Raw genomic sequence first — 13,509 nt, 5'->3', positions numbered from 1 at the left:
CAAAGGTTTTTAACCTCGGATGAAGGCAAGGCAGTTTTGCTGCCGATCTCCTCCAGCCGATATTTTCGCAGTCATGATTATTCGGATGCTATAGAAGCGTTTCGCCGATCTACTCAGCCTATCGTCTTTTCGATCTGCGAGATCGCCCAATCGACCTGCTCTCTTGATATGACCAGTGGCGGAGCGAGGCGAATTGTGTGGTCGTGGGTGTCCTTGGCGAGAAGACCACGCTCCTTCAGCGCATGGCAATATTGCCGTGCGCCGCCGGCTTCCGGTTCCAGCTCGATGGCCATCATCAGGCCGCGGCCGCGCACGTCCCTGACGATGTTCGAGCGGATCGACCTCAAGCCTTCGAGGAAATAGTCGCCCATAACGGCGGCGTTCTCGATCATGCCCTCTTCCGTCAGCACCTTCAGTGCTGCGCGCGCCACTGCGCAGGCGAGTGGATTGCCGCCGAAGGTCGAGCCGTGCTGGCCGGGCTTCAGCACGCCCAGAACTTCGGAATTCGAAAGCACGGCCGACACCGGATAAAAACCGCCGGACAGCGCTTTGCCGATCAGCGTCACGTCGGCCTCGATGCCTTCGTGTTCCTCGGCCAGCAGCTTGCCGGTACGGCCGAGGCCGGTCTGGATCTCGTCGAGGATGAGGGTGACGTTGTTTGCCGTGCAAAGCTCACGGATGCGGGTGAAGTAGCCCGCCGGCGGGATGATGACGCCGGCTTCCCCCTGGATCGGCTCAATCAGGGCGGCCACGGTATTGCCGTTGATTGCGGCGGCGAAAGCCTCGGCATCGCCGAAGGGAATGGTGCGGAAACCTGACGTGTAGGGGCCGAAGCCGCTACGGGCCTCGGGATCTGTGGAGAAACTGATGATGCTCAGCGTCCGGCCGTGGAAATTATCGGCGCAGACGATGATCTCCGCCTTGCCCTCCGGCACGCCCTTGACCTCGTATCCCCATTTACGCACCGCCTTGATGGCAGTCTCCACCGCTTCGGCGCCGGAATTCATCGGCAGGATCTTGTGCGATCCGGTGAGAGCCGCGAGCTCTTCGTAGAGATAGGCGAGCTGATCGTTGCGGAAGGCGCGGGAGGTGAGCGTTAGCCTGCCCGCCTGCTCGACCATGGCGGCGAGGATCTTCGGATGGCAATGGCCCTGGTTGACGGCGGAATAGGCCGAGAGGCAATCGAGATAACGGTTGCCGTCGGTATCCCAGACATAAACACCTTCGCCGCGCGTCAGCACCACGTCGAGCGGCTTGTAGTTATGGGCGCCGAGCCGCTGTTCAGTGGCGATCAGTTTTTCCGAAGTGTTCATGGCCGTTCTCCCTCTAATCTTATTTCAACGCATGTCGTTATCGCAAAACCACTGCACACTTTTGCTCGACATGCTCTTATGCAGCGCGTGTCGGACGATCGAAGATGCGGCGGCCAAACAGGCTTGCCGTCAGCTCCACCAGGATGCGGGCGCTCTTGCCGCGATCGTCGAGAAACGGATTGAGCTCGACGAGATCGAGCGACGAAACGAGGCCGCTGTCCGAAAGCATTTCCATGACCAGATGCGCCTCGCGAAAGGTCGCACCGCCAGGCACCGTCGTGCCGACGCCGGGGGCAATCTCGGGATCGAGGAAATCGAGGTCGAGGCTGACATGCAGCAGGCCGTTCGCCTTGGTGACGACATCGAGGATCTCACGCATGATGGCGCCGATGCCCTGCTCGTCGATCGCGCGCATGTCGAAGACGTTGACGCCGTGTTCGTGGATTTCCTCGCGCTCGCGCGCATCGACCGAACGGATGCCGACCTGGAAGACATTCTTCGGATCGACGAACGGACGGTCCTTCGGCAGGATGTCGGCGAACTCCGCCTCGCCGCAGAAGAAGGCGACGGGCATGCCGTGAATATTGCCGGAGGGCGACGTCGCCGGAGAATTGAAATCGGCATGGGCATCGAGCCAGAGCACGAAGAGCGGGCGGCCTTTGCTGGCGGCATGACGGGCCATGCCGGAAACGCTGCCCATGGAAAGGCTGTGGTCGCCGCCGAGAATGAGCGGGAAACGGCCGGAGGCGGCCACATCGTGGACGCTGCTTTCGAGCGCGCGGGTGAAGGCGCCGACGATCCTCAGGTTATGGGCCTTCGGGTGGTTCGGCAGATCCATCGCCGGCACGATCCTGAGATCGCCGATATCGGCGACGTCATGGCCAAGCTCGATCAGCGTCTGGTCGACGCCGGCAATGCGCAGGGCCGCGGGGCCCATGGCAGCCCCTCTGCGGCCGGAGCCTTCTTCCAGCGGCGCGCCGATGAGGGTGACAGATCGCGATTGCGCATTCATTTTGGAGGGCTCCGTGTTGAGGCCTGTTTCGGCCGATAGTGGGATAAAGGGCTGGCGGCAAAAAGATGGAAAAGTGTCAGAAATGGACTATGATTGTGCAGATTGATAAACCACTTTTGACAAAGTGATCAGTGTGGACGATCTCGATACCGAACTTTTGAGTGCACTTCGCCATAACGCCCGGATTTCCGTCTCCTCGCTCGCAGCGATGACCGGCGCATCGCGGGCAACGGTTGCCACCCGTATCGACCGGCTGGTGGCCAGCGGCACCATCGTCGGCTTCACCATCCGCACCGGCCATGAGACGCGCTCCGCCGGCGTGCGCGCCATCGTCATGATCGAGGTGCTCGGCAAGCTCGCCGACAGGGTGGCCGATCAGTTGCGGGGCCTGCCGCAGGTGCGCGCGCTTCACAGCACCAACGGCAAATGGGATTTCGTCGCCGAACTCGAGGATCGCGACCTCGCCGCCTTCGACGAGACGCTGCGCCGCATCCGGCTGATCAACGGCATCAATTCGACCGAGACCAACATCCTTCTCAAGACCAGCAAAACCGGTTTCTAAGCCGGGCTAGAGCTTTTGCATACCGTCGGTCCAAAGCCGCTGCATAGCTTCGGGCGAGATGCATCAGTATTCCCGTTCGTAGACAATCCCGGCTTCGCCCTCACCGTTGCCACCGGCCCCTCCGCGCAGCTTGACGCCGCGGCCGACATCGAGGTTGATCACAGCCTTGGCGCCGGCCGAACCGCCCTGCTGCAATTCGAAATAGGTGCGGTCGTTGAGATAGCGGCCGACGCTGACGCTCGTCTGGCCCTTGGAATCGGTGCTGACGTCGAAATCGTCGACGCCGAGCTGATTGCGTAGGCCTTCGAAAAGCGAGGTAGAACGGTTGCCGGCCAGCTGACTGACCGCGTCGGCGAGCTGGGCGATCTGCACCGGCGAGAGCTTCGACATCGACTGGCCGAAGATCAGCTGCGCCAGCACCTCGTCTTGAGGCAGTTCGGGCGAGGAGGAGAAAGTGATCGCGGGGTCGGTGGCGAGGCCAGCGACGTCGACGGTCAGCGTGGTCGAGCCGGAGGCCGAGGTCGCTTCCATATCAAGCGCCGGCGTCAGGTCGCCGACGAAGGTTATCCTGCTCTTGTCGGAAAAATCGAGGCGGCGGTTGAGAATGGTCAGGCGGCCGCGTCGCATGGTGAACCCGCCGGTGACGATGGGCGCTGCCGCCGTACCGCGGATCGTTACCAGGCCGCCAAGCTCGGCATCGATGCCGCGGCCGCGCACGAAGATATGCGAGGGCGCGTCGATTTCGAGATCCAGCGTGATCACAGAGGATTTCTCGCCGGGTTTACGCTCGCCGTCATCGCGCAACTGCGCAAGCACTGCGCGCGGCGCATTCTTGTGCCGGATGTCGATTTCTCTCAGCGAGGTCGGCAATTTTTCCGGGACCGTGATCGAGGTCTTGTCCAGCCGAAGCTTGCCGCTCAGCGTCGCATTGGCGATCGGCCCGCGCAGGCCGACCGTGCCATTGACTGTCGAGACGACAAGGGTTCCATCGACATAGACCGCCTTGTCGAGCTTGATCGAAATGTCTGCGGGAAAGCCTCCGGCCGGCTGGATGCCGATGGTGCCGCTGGCCGAAATCGTGCCGCCGCCGCCAAGGTTGCCGGTGAGGCGCGATATCACCGCCTGGCTGCCATTGAAGGTCACGGTCGCCGTCAGGTTGTTGACGGCCATATTGCGCCGGACGTCGACGAGCTTTGCGCCATTGGTCGAGACAGTGCCGTTGATGACGGGTGCCGCGGCCGTTCCGCCGATCTGGAGATTGACGGTGGCGACGCCGTCCGCGACGAGGCCCTGTTGCGCAAGCGGGGCGCCGAGCACGGCGAAAGGAAGATTGCCTGTGAAGCGCATGTCCATGGCGCGATTGCCTGTGATGACGACGCTGCCGCCGCCCTTCAGCGACATGCCGGCATCACCGGCAAGACTGGTATCGACCGTCAGCTTGTTTCCGGCAAGTTTGCCTGATGCGCCGATGCTGAACGGCGAAAGGCCGGCACCTTTTGTCTGGCTCGTCGCTGCGTTCTTCCAATCGATCTTGAAGTCGACGGAGGGCGCCGATAGCGGGCCGGTGGCCTTTACGGTCGCCGAGACCGCGCCCTCGACTGCAAGGCCGGGAACGAAGCCGTTGGCAATGCCGGCCGGAAGATTGGCGGTGTTTGCCGTGACATCGAGAGACTTGATCGATGTGCCGTCGATGGCGAGATTGCCGGTGGCTTTCAGCGCAATGCCGCCGCTGCCGTTGAGGGCGGCATCGAAATCCAGCCTGTCACCGGCGTATTTTCCCGTCGCCGCCAGCGCAAGGCGGGACAGGCCGGCAGCCTTGGTATGGCTGGTCGCGGCATCCTTCCAGTCGAGCTTGAAATCGACGATCGGATTTGCCGGCGTTCCCGACGTGACGGCACTTGCCGAAAGCGTGCCTTCGGCGCCGAGTCCTGGAACGAAGGCGTTTGCGATACTTGCCGGCAGCGCCGGAATATCGGCATTGATCGAAAGGTCCCGAATGGCAGTTCCCGCGATCGTCACGCCGCCCGTCGCCTTGGCCAGCACGCCGTTCTTGCCGGCGAGATTGGCGTCGAAATCGACCCTGTCATTGACGAACTTGCCGGAAGCCGCAGCACTCAGGCCAGAAAGGCCGCTGCTCTTGGTCTGGGCGGTCGCGGCGTTCTTCCAGTCGAGCTTGAAATCGACCGCCGGCTTCGGAAGCGCTCCAGAAGCGGATGCCGTCCCCGAGACGGTGCCTTCGGCGGCAAGACCCGGGACGAAGCCGTTAGCGAGGCCTGCCGGAAGGTTGGCGAGATCGGCCTTGACGTCAAGATTGCGGACCGACGTGCCTGAAATCGCGACGTTGCCGGCGGCCTTCAGCGAGAGGCCGCCCTGGCCGGCGAGATTGGTATCGAAATCGAGCCGGTTGTCGGCAAAGCGTCCCGATGCGGCAAGTGCCAGGCCCGAGAGATGAGCGCTTCTGGTCTGGCTGGTCGCAGCATCTGTCCAGTCGAGCTTGAAGTCGGCTTTCGGTGCGGCGGGTGTTCCGGCGGCGGACACAGTGCCGGATATCGTGCCGCCGGCCGCCAGATCGGGAACGAAGGCATTTGCGAGACTGGCTGGAAGCTTGGCGATCTCGGCATCGACCTTGATGCTGTCGATCGCCGTACCGGCCAATGCGATATTGCCCATGGCCTTCAGCGAGAGGTCTTTGTCGCCGTTGACTGCCGCGTTGAAATCAAGCTTGTTTTCGGCAAATTTACCCGACGCGGTCACGCCGATCGCGGCAAGGCCGGCACGTTTCGTGTGGCTCGTCGCAGCATCCTTCCAATTGAGATCGAAATCGGCAGTGGGGGCGGAAAGCGACCCGGCGGCCGAGATCTTTCCGGAGATCGCGCCTTCGGCGGCGAGATCGGCGACGAAGCTGTTTGCAATGTTTGCCGGGATGTTTGCCAGCGCCGCATCGACCTTGACGTTGCCGATTGTCGTGCCCGTGATGGCGACATTGCCGTTTGCCGTCAGCGAGAGGCTGTTGGCGCCGACGATCCCCGTGTCGAAATCGAGCTTGTTATCCGCAAATTTACCCGACGCGGTCACGCCGATCGCGGCAAGGCCGGCACGTTTCGTGTGGCTCGTCGCAGCATCTTTCCAAACGAGATCGAAATTGGCAGTGGGGGCGGAAAGCGACCCGGCGGCCGAGATCTTTCCGGAGATCGCGCCTTCGGCGGCGAGATCGGGTACAAAGCTGTTTGCGATATTTGCCGGAACATTCGCCAGTGCGGCGTCGACCGCGACGTTGCCGAGCGTCGTGCCCGTGATGGCGACATTGCCGTTTGCCTTCAGAGAGAGGCTGTTGGCGCCGCCGATCACCGTGTCGAAATCGAGCTTGTTGTCGGCGAATTTGCCGGATGCCTTGACGGCGAGGTCGGCTAGGCCCGCACGCTTCGTCTGGCTCGTCGCAGCGCTTTTCCAATCGAGATCGAAATTGGCGGTGGGATTGGCGAGGGAGCCGGAGGCCGCCAGTTTTCCCGTAATCGTGCCTTCGGCGGCAAGATCGGGAACGAAACCGTTGGCGATGCGGGCAGGCAGATTGAGGATATCGGCGTCGACATTAAGCACCGGTGCCTTCGGGTCGGCGAGCGCGACATTGCCGGCAGCCTTGAGCGACAGACCGTCAGTGCTGCCGACCGTCGTGTCGAAATCGAGCTTGTTGTCGGCAAATTTGCCGACGGCGGTGATGCCGAGCGGTAGCAGACCCGCCCCCTTGGTCTGGCCCGTCGTCGCATCCTTCCAGTCGAGCTTGAAGTCGGCGACCGGTGCTGCCGGCGTTCCGGTCACGGCAATGGTTCCGGAGATCGTGCCGCCGGCTGACAGGTTCGGCACGAAACCGTTGGCAAGCGCTGCCGGCAGCTCGCGGATGTTTGCATCGATCTTCAGCGTTTCGCCGGCGGAACCGGTGACGGTCACCGAACCGGTGCCGGTCTTCAGCGTCAGCCCGTTCAGGCTGGCGGCGCCGCCGCCGATTGCGACCTGCGTCGGTGCGGCAAGCTCTATCGGGATATTGCGGGGGCTTGCCGAGAAGCGATCGAGGTTCAGGTGCATCGTGCCGCCCGCCGCTTCGATATTGCCGGCGGCCAGCACGGGATTGCCGTCATAGGCAGCATCGAGATCGAAATCGGTATGGTCTTGCTGCTTGGTAAAATCGAGCGAAAGGCCGGCGAGCCTGTTCGTTCCGGCACTCACCTCCTCGGCCTTGACCGTGCCGTTTGCCGCAAGGGCTTTGAGATCGCTGACCGTGACATCGATATCCGGCTTGGCGATCGCAAGCGTATCACGGCGGATGGAGCCGCCGGTCGCAAGCAGCTTGAGCGCAATCCTGCCGCCATCGCTGCTGACGCCGAGCGACCCTTTGAGATCGCCTTCGGCCTTCTGTCCGCCGAGTGCGGCGAGCAGGCCGATATTGGGGAAATCGAAGGTCAGCGCGCCTGTCGGCTCAAGGGAAGACGAGAATTCCACATTGCCGGTCAGCCGGTTGTCGCCGATATCGGCGGTCAGCGCCGGAATGCTCGTCTTGCCGTCCTGCGAGCGGATGTCGCCGTTAATGCCGATCGGCTGGCCGTCGATCGTGCCGGTGGCGGCGATCCTGCCCTGCGGGGCCTTGGGATCGGCGAGACCCGACAGGTCGATATTGAGGTTGCCGAGTACGCGGTCGGCCATTTCAAGGCTGGGCGCCTTGAGATTGGCCGTGACGGAGATTGCCGGGAGCTCACCTCCCACTCTCAACGCATAACCCGCCCCGCCGCTGGCCCCGGGGATGAGCTTGCCGATGTCAGGCAACCGGCCGGAGAGATCTGCGTTCAAGATCCCGCCGTCGAGCGCGACGTTGCCGGCGGCTTCGAGCGTGCCGGACTTCAGGACGAGGTTGGACAGCGCGAATTTCGACGGGATGGTGCCGACCACCTGGCTCTCGAGCGAGATCGGCCCGTCGAACCTGCCTGTTGCCGCAGCCGGCAGGGCTGCCGGGTTGATGGTGAGCTTGAGGTTGCCGGTCAGCGCTTGGTCTGTCAGCCGATAGGAGCCGTTGAGGCCGCCGTTGATATTGGCGCTTTCGACGGTGGTGCCGTTGAAGCCGATGCTGGAGGGCGAGATCTGCAGCGGCGAGGCGATGGTGATCGGGCCTTGGACCGCACGATTGAGGTTCGGCTCGGCAAAGGTCGCGTCGCCGGCAACGAGGCGCAGCTGGACGCTGCCGGAACGGGCGGCAAGATTGAAGGCGTCGCTCTTTGCCGTCAGCTTGACGTTGCCGATATCGGCCTGCGGCAGGGTTGCGGTGTCGAGCGAGCCGCTGACATTCAGTCTGGCCGCCTGCGCATCGCCTGTGAGCGCCAGGTTGAGGCCTGATATCAGGAAGCGCGCTTCGCCTTCGGCGAGCGGCCAGCGGAAATCGACCGGCCCCGACGTGCCGAGCAGATTGGCGTTCAGGCTGTTGTTGCCGGCCGGATCGAGGGTGCCCGAGGCGGCGATCACCACGCTGCCGGTGGCGATGTTGCCGGTCTGGATATCGATCTTGCCGTGATTGTCGAAGGTGGTGGCAAGATCGATATTGGTCTGGCCGGCAAAAAGCGGCCGGAATGCCGATGGAAGCAGCGAGCTCAGGTCACCGCCGCCCTTGAGGTCGAGGTGGTGCAGCCCGTCTTCCGTAATCTGATGCCGGGCTTCGATTGCGGCGCGCTGCTGCCCGTCGAGGGCAGCCTGCAATTTGCCTTTCCAATCGGATATCGGCCCCTGGCCATCGAGATCGATGTTGACGGCCGGGCTGTCGGGCAGGCCGAGAAAGCCCGCCAGCAGTCCGCCCTTCGGCTCGGACAGCTGCGCCTTCAACCGCAGCCGGTTTTCGGCTGGGGCAAAAGCGATGTCGGCGACAAGCCGCGCATCCGGAACCGCGTGACGGCTGACATTGACGATGGCCTCGCCGCCATCGCCGTTCGCCGAAAGGCTGCCTTCGGCGGCGAGCGCAAAGGCGCGGCCGGCAAGGGGTGCGGCAAGTTTGATATCGGGCAGCACGATGCGGTCTACATCGACTTTGATCGGAAGGCTGAATCCGCCGGAATTTTCAGCCTCGGGCCGCGAGGGCAGGGTGCGTACCGGCTTGCGCAGCACGTTGATCGCTTCGATCTCGAAGCGTTTGGCATGGAAGGTTCCGGTCAGCAGCGCAAGCGGATTCCAGTCGATCGCGACGCCATGAATTTCCGCAAAGACGCCCCTGGTGTCGGAGATGGAGATCTCGGCGGCTCGAAGTCCGCCGGTCAAAAGGCCTTGCGGTTCGCGAACCTCGATCGTCATGTCGCGATTGGACAGCGTGGAGGCTATCTTTTCTGTGACGATGCGCGCGCCAAAACTGGTGAAGCCGAAGATCGCCAGTGCCACGACCGCGAGAATCAACGTGGCGCCGACGACATAGCCGGTGAGCCGTACGACCCAGTTGACGATTTTTGTCAGCGTTTGCATCGGCGCGGACACTACCCCGTTTTCATGACGGCTCACAGATCGGAAAACACGAGCGGAATCGGCAATCCTAGAAGGATTGGCCGATGCCGGCGTAGATTCCGTAATCTGTGCCATCTTCGTACTTGTTCAGCGGCATGGCAAAATCAAGCCGCAGCGGGCCGAAAGGCGTTGCATATCGTATTCCGGCGCCGGCGCCGGCGCGGATATCGGAAAAACCCGGAAAGGTGCTGTCCGATACGGTGCCGACGTCGATGAAGGGCACGATGCCGATCGTATCGGTGATCTTGATGCGGGCCTCCAGCGAACCGGTCACATAGGAGCGGCCGCCGGTGGGATCGCCATTGTCGTTATAGGGCGAGATTTCCTGATAGCTGTATCCGCGCACGGAGCCGCCACCACCGGCAAAGAAGCGCTGCGTGGCGGGAATGTCCCCAATGCTGTCGCCGCCGATCAGGACGCCGGCGGCAACCTTGCCGGCAAGCACCACGCCGTCTTCCTGGCCGAACGGCAGATAGCCGGAGATCGAGCCCTCGAATGCTGCATAGGGCGTGGCGTTGAAGATCTCGTAGCCGGGCTTTGCCGAAAGCGTCGCGCGATAACCCTCCGTCGGGTTGAATTTGTCGTCGCGTGCGTCGCGATCATATTGGATCGGCAAGGTGAAGGTCAGATAGTCGTTCGTGCCGAAGGCGTCGTCGTCGCGCTCCCAGCTGACTTCGCCGCTCGCGGAGATCGTGTCCTGGTCGGTCAGTTCGTAGGAAAGGCCGAGCGAGGCGGTGACGAGTGTGGCGTTATAGGCATCCGGATTTTCGGTCTTGGCGACGATGCCGGCCTTCAGGGTGGCGGCGGGGAAGAAGGCGCCGGGCTTGGTGAAGAGGATGCCGGCGGAATAGTCGAGGCTGCCGACATCCGTCGTTTCCCCAAGCCGCGAGACCGCTCCCTCGATCCTCAGCGTTTCGGCTTCGCCAAAAAGGTTGCGGTGGCCCCAATAGCCCTGAACACCGAAGCCGTCGGTGGTGGAATATTGCGCGCCGACACCGAAGTAGCGCCTCTTGCCCTCGGAAACTTCGATCGTCATCGGCAAGGTGCCGTCCGATGCCAGCGCATCTCCTTGGTGAATGGTGACGCTCGAAAAGACGCCGAGGGCACGAAGGCGCTCGCCGGCTTTCTTCAGCGTTTCCGGGGAATAGGCTTCGCCCTTGTTCAGCCGGGAATAACGCTGGATGAAAGCTGGCTTGACGGTCTTCTCGCCGGTGACGCCGACATCGCCGATCGGGGCGATGGGACCTCCCTCGGCAGCAAGGACGATATCGACCGTATCGCTGTTGTGATCGGCGACCACCTTGCGTTCGGTCAACTTGGCGAAAGGTCGGCCTTCGCTCTTCAATTGTTCGACGATCTTGTCGCCGGCCCTGATGATCGCGAGCGAGCCGGCCTCAGCGCCCGGGGCGAGATCGTAATCGGCGGGATTATGGTTTGCGGCATCGCCGCCGAACTGGACCTCCCTGACCTTGAAAACGGGGCCGGGAGCAATGGCTACGGTGACGGGGATCGGCCCGGATCGGTCGAATGTCGGGTTGGGCGGCAGGTCGTCGATATTCTTGCCGTCGATGGTGATCGTCACCAGGCCGCCATAACGGGCCTTTTCATACAGAGTGGCGATCAGCCGCTCACGGTCGTCGCGCGCCTTGACGACGATGCCGAGATCGCCGGAAACCGGGAGCTTCTGGTCGCTGACGAGACGGGAACTGTTTTCCAGCGCTTCTTTGAGGTCGGGATCGGCGGTATCGGACTTGAGCTCGACCTGATAGCGCACCGGATCGGGCACCTGCTCGCCTTCATCTTCGTCTTTGCCGAAAATGGTGATGCCGAAAAGCTTGAAGGCGTAAGCGTCGCCGATCAGGACCGGTGAGAACGCAGCTGCCGCTGCGACCACCATCATGGTGCCTGTTCGCCGATACGCAGTACCTGTTTTCGGACCTGTCCCTCTAATCCGCATCCGCCGCTTTTGGTTACGCCTACATTGAAGCTTCGTTGCCCAGCCGTGAACAGCTTAGCGACAAAATCGCGCGGGGTGTACCATTTTAAATTGCCAACGCACTAATTTAGCACAAAAAATCCCGGAACTGTGTCCGGGATTTCCTGAATCTGCCGGTTCCTGAACGTTCTCAGCGCGGGCAGGTATCGATGTAGCGGCGGCCGTAACGGTCGCGATAGTAGCACTGGCCGGGCTGTTCGGCGACGCTGCCGATGAGGGCGCCGGACACGCCGCCGATAGCGGCGCCGACTGCCGCGCCACGGACGTTGCCGGTGACTGCGCCGCCGATGACGGCGCCTGATGCGGCGCCGATGCCGGCGCCCTGCTGCGTCGGTGTGCAGCTTGCGATCGACAGGCCGATCAATGCAAGTATGACAGCTTTCTTCATCTTTTCTCTCCGAGGTTGTTGCCCAGCGGGCAAAGGCCGTCCCTTTTATTTTTTGTCAGGCTAGACCGAAAACTATGTCGGAAGAAAGGGTTGTCCACTGCTGTCCTGATTTTTTTCGATACAGGATGTTGTCGCCAGCTGCGCGGTTTCGCGAATTTCCATTATGCTTGCCACATCAATTTCGTTGATCGCGGCTCGCATATTCTTTATCTGGAATCATTCAAAACTCTGCGCCTTTTGCCGCAGTTGATGTTAAAAGCAAAGGGCAAGGGTTGACGCGCGAACGTCCGGTCAGCAAGAACGGTCGCGTGATACTGGAGCATATGATGGATTTCGAAGCGTATTTTAAAAGCGAGCTGGACGGGCTTCACACCGAGGGCCGTTACCGCGTTTTTGCCGATCTCGAACGTCACCGCGGCAATTTTCCGCGCGCGACGCGCCATACGGCCGATGGCGCAAAAGAAGTTACCGTCTGGTGCTCCAACGACTATCTCGGCATGGGCCAGCATCCCAAGGTGATCGAGGCGATGAAGAACGCCATCGACCACTGTGGCGCGGGTGCGGGAGGCACCCGGAATATTTCTGGCACCAACCATCACCACGTCGTGCTCGAACGTGAGCTTGCCGATCTGCACGGCAAGGAAGCGGCCCTGATCTTCACATCAGGCTATGTTTCCAACTGGGCGGCACTCGGCACGCTCGGTGCGAAGATTCCCGGGCTGATCATCTTCTCTGACGCTATGAACCATGCCTCGATGATCGAGGGCATCCGCCACGCCAAGTGCGACAAGGTGATCTGGAAGCACAATGACGTGGCCGATCTCGAAGCCAAGCTCGCTGCCGCCGATCCGAAGGCGCCGAAGCTGATCGCCTTCGAGAGCGTCTATTCGATGGACGGCGATATCGCCCCGATCAGGGAGATCTGCGACCTCGCCGACCAATATGGCGCGATGACCTATCTCGACGAAGTGCATGCCGTCGGCATGTACGGCCCGCGCGGCGGCGGCATTGCCGAACGCGAGGGGCTGATGGACCGTCTGACCGTCATCGAAGGCACGCTCGGCAAGGCTTTTGGGGTCATGGGCGGCTATATCGCCGCTTCGACGGCGCTTTGCGATTTCATCCGCTCGTTTGCGTCGGGCTTCATCTTCACCACGGCGTTGCCGCCGGCGCTTGCCGCCGGCGCCGTTGCCTCGATCCAGCACCTGAAGGTCAGCCAGTTCGAGCGCGCCCGCCATCAGGATCGTGTCCGCAAGCTGAGAGCGCTGCTCGACCAGCGCGGCATTCCGCATATGCCCAATCCGAGCCATATCGTGCCGGTGCTGGTCGGCGATGCGGCCAAGTGCAAGTGGATCTCCGATCTGCTGCTCGACAATTGCGGCGTCTACGTCCAGCCGATCAACTATCCGACAGTGCCGAAGAAGACTGAGCGCCTGCGCATCACGCCGACACCGCTGCATTCCGACGCCGATATCGCCCATCTGGTCGAGGCGCTGCATTCGCTCTGGTCGCGTTGCGCGCTCGCAAGGCACGTCGCCTGATTTTTCGATGATCGCTCGGTTCGAACCGTAATTCAGGGCCTCCACTGGAGGCTTTGACAGCGATCGGTCTTGCTCCCGCAAGGCGTTGCAGCAAACCTCCCTTGCCCATCCAAGATCATCCGCTCTTTGGTCTTAACACCGATGACACATCGCAATCGGCCTGACCGATGCG

General features: G+C 62.2%; 8 protein-coding genes. 3 read left to right on the top strand and 5 right to left on the bottom strand.

All coding sequences use genetic code 11. From position 1 onward, the window contains the following. Nucleotides 1-113 precede the first annotated feature (113 nt). Together rocD and rocF are read right to left on the bottom strand one after the other, a co-directional pair. Nucleotides 114-1,313: an ornithine--oxo-acid transaminase gene (gene rocD, locus RlegSU303_RS21040; protein ID WP_131708687.1), complete on the bottom strand. Its 1,200-nt coding sequence runs from the start codon at nucleotides 1,311-1,313 to the stop codon at nucleotides 114-116. A 76-nt stretch (nucleotides 1,314-1,389) separates the two neighbouring features. Next, nucleotides 1,390-2,325: an arginase gene (gene rocF / locus RlegSU303_RS21035; protein ID WP_131708688.1), complete on the bottom strand. Its 936-nt coding sequence runs from the start codon at nucleotides 2,323-2,325 to the stop codon at nucleotides 1,390-1,392. 124 nt (nucleotides 2,326-2,449) lie between these two features. Here rocF and RlegSU303_RS21030 point away from each other — a divergent pair, with 124 nt between their 5' ends. Next, complete coding sequence (locus tag RlegSU303_RS21030; protein WP_011653765.1) at nucleotides 2,450-2,887, top strand: Lrp/AsnC family transcriptional regulator; 438 nt, start codon at nucleotides 2,450-2,452, stop codon at nucleotides 2,885-2,887. Nucleotides 2,888-2,950: 63 nt separating this feature from the next. Here the strand turns inward: RlegSU303_RS21030 and RlegSU303_RS21025 are convergent, their stop codons facing one another. The 3 genes from RlegSU303_RS21025 to RlegSU303_RS21015 all read right to left on the bottom strand — a co-directional run bounded on the left by RlegSU303_RS21025 (nucleotide 2,951) and on the right by RlegSU303_RS21015 (nucleotide 11,796). Next, nucleotides 2,951-9,373: a translocation/assembly module TamB domain-containing protein gene (locus RlegSU303_RS21025; protein ID WP_131720006.1), complete on the bottom strand. Its 6,423-nt coding sequence runs from the start codon at nucleotides 9,371-9,373 to the stop codon at nucleotides 2,951-2,953. 67 nt (nucleotides 9,374-9,440) lie between these two features. Continuing rightward, entirely contained in the window at nucleotides 9,441-11,369 is a 1,929-nt protein-coding gene (locus tag RlegSU303_RS21020; protein ID WP_205913541.1) for an autotransporter assembly complex protein TamA, read from the bottom strand. Nucleotides 11,370-11,538: 169 nt separating this feature from the next. Further along, nucleotides 11,539-11,796, bottom strand: a complete 258-nt coding sequence (locus RlegSU303_RS21015) for a YMGG-like glycine zipper-containing protein (RefSeq protein WP_003582726.1) — start codon at nucleotides 11,794-11,796, stop codon at nucleotides 11,539-11,541. A gap of 90 nt (nucleotides 11,797-11,886) precedes the next feature. Between RlegSU303_RS21015 and RlegSU303_RS21010 the strand changes: the two genes are divergently transcribed. Next, a complete protein-coding gene (locus RlegSU303_RS21010) occupies nucleotides 11,887-12,072 on the top strand; it encodes a hypothetical protein (protein ID WP_017962341.1) in 186 nt (61 codons plus the stop codon). A gap of 50 nt (nucleotides 12,073-12,122) precedes the next feature. Beyond that, a complete protein-coding gene (gene hemA, locus RlegSU303_RS21005; RefSeq protein WP_026158911.1) occupies nucleotides 12,123-13,337 on the top strand; it encodes a 5-aminolevulinate synthase in 1,215 nt (404 codons plus the stop codon). The last annotated feature ends 172 nt before the right edge of the window (nucleotides 13,338-13,509 follow it).

The organism is Rhizobium sp. SU303, assembly GCF_021052345.1.
Taxonomy (GTDB): domain Bacteria; phylum Pseudomonadota; class Alphaproteobacteria; order Rhizobiales; family Rhizobiaceae; genus Rhizobium; species Rhizobium laguerreae.
This window is presented reverse-complemented; position numbering and strand designations above follow the sequence as displayed.

What these genes read in the sequence shown, in the direction of transcription:
- rocD (WP_131708687.1), bottom strand. Translation starts at nt 1,313, where the DNA reads ATGAACACTTCGGAAAAACTGATCGCCACTGAACAGCGGCTCGGCGCC.
- rocF (WP_131708688.1), bottom strand. Translation starts at nt 2,325, where the DNA reads ATGAATGCGCAATCGCGATCTGTCACCCTCATCGGCGCGCCGCTGGAA.
- RlegSU303_RS21015 (WP_003582726.1), bottom strand. Translation starts at nt 11,796, where the DNA reads ATGAAGAAAGCTGTCATACTTGCATTGATCGGCCTGTCGATCGCAAGC.
- RlegSU303_RS21020 (WP_205913541.1), bottom strand. Translation starts at nt 11,369, where the DNA reads ATGCGGATTAGAGGGACAGGTCCGAAAACAGGTACTGCGTATCGGCGA.
- hemA (WP_026158911.1), top strand. Translation starts at nt 12,123, where the DNA reads ATGGATTTCGAAGCGTATTTTAAAAGCGAGCTGGACGGGCTTCACACC.
- RlegSU303_RS21025 (WP_131720006.1), bottom strand. Translation starts at nt 9,373, where the DNA reads ATGCAAACGCTGACAAAAATCGTCAACTGGGTCGTACGGCTCACCGGC.